Below are 1331 nucleotides of genomic sequence, written 5' to 3'. Positions count from 1 at the left end.
TATTACTGATGCAATAAATTTTTTACTCTTAAAATAAACTAAGTTCATTGACATTTTGATTTTGATCGAGTAGGTCGTCAACTGGCTGTTCCAGCAGGTCTCGAAGGTTGGTCTTCTCCAAAGCGGATACGCTGAGAAGGGTAGCGACTTCAGTGACAGAGTAAGGACAGTTGTATGTGGCCTTAATTCTGGCAACGATGAGATAGCTGCAGATCGCAACCCACAAGTGGGTCTTCACCGCATTCTCCGAGTGACCCCATAGGGACTTGATGGTCAGGTTCTGCTTTATCCATTTAAAGAAGATCTCAATATTCCATCTATCCCGGTACAGGTTGGCAACATCAAGGGCGCTTATATCAGTCTGGTTCGTGATAAAGGTGAGCTCCTCACCACTCTCAGAGTCATAGTACTTTACCATTCTGAACGGCTTTGGATAATACTTGCTTGGCTTGTAGCCAGTAAGCCTTATCATATGGTCACCACGCAGTCCCGTACCCTGGTCGATGTTGTAACTGGTCTCAACAATCTCACATCGCATGTTGTCCTTGGCCCGTGTAATCCAATAAGCATGGTGCCCATTGATGTTGTACAGAGCCTCAAAGTCCACGTAAGCCTTGTCCATCACATAGATAGCCCATGGAGTTATATCCATGACATCCAGAATGTTGCTATCGTGCCATTTACCATGAGTGATATGGATGAAAGTTGGAATGCTGCCTCTCAAATCGAGCATTGTATGCATCTTGACAGCACCGCGTTCATACTTACCGAAAGCCCAGGTCATTAATTTGATACTGCAAGATATTGTTGTTGAGTCGATGGCGAATATCTCCCAATTTGGAAGACAAACGCCCGGAACGGGCTCTTTTGCGTACATCGGACGAACAATGCCTATCAAGATATATCCCAACTCCTCGTAGATGCGATAGTCGCGTCTCTCGTTGGCCCGGGAAAGAGATGACTCATTCACTGTCTGGCGGAACCCAAGGTGATAAAGCATCTTCTGATGAGCCTTAAGGCACAAGCAGATATCCCGAAGCGAGTTACAGGCGGTGAGTTGCCCGAAAATGAGATGCAGGAGCAGGTTATAACAACTTAGATCCCTGACATGAAAGTCTCCGTTGTACTTCTTGACCAGTTTGTCAAACTCGTACCGTGGGAGAAATTCAATCACTTGGGCAAAGACATACTTACCAGTGTTCATGATTTTGCAGCATTAAGGCCGCAAAATTACCTTCTCATTTCAAATCAAAAAATCAAAGAACGCTCGTAGTAAATTATATATTAAACAATTACGATCAAACAGATTTAGATTAACGCATCACTAATAA

Annotated in this window: 1 protein-coding gene; it reads right to left on the bottom strand. The window is 44.0% G+C overall.

Going from position 1 to position 1331, the window contains the following annotated elements; translation table 11 throughout:
- Nucleotides 1-28: 28 nt before the first annotated feature.
- A complete protein-coding gene (locus tag BUB08_RS19925; RefSeq protein ID WP_073003684.1) occupies nt 29-1204 on the bottom strand; it encodes an IS4 family transposase in 1176 nt (391 codons plus the stop codon).
- Nucleotides 1205-1331: the final 127 nt, after the last annotated feature.

This window comes from Mariniphaga anaerophila (genome assembly GCF_900129025.1).
Lineage (GTDB): Bacteria > Bacteroidota > Bacteroidia > Bacteroidales > Prolixibacteraceae > Mariniphaga > Mariniphaga anaerophila.
The sequence above is the reverse complement of the archived record's forward strand: the minus strand, read 5'-3'. Positions and strand labels throughout refer to the sequence as shown.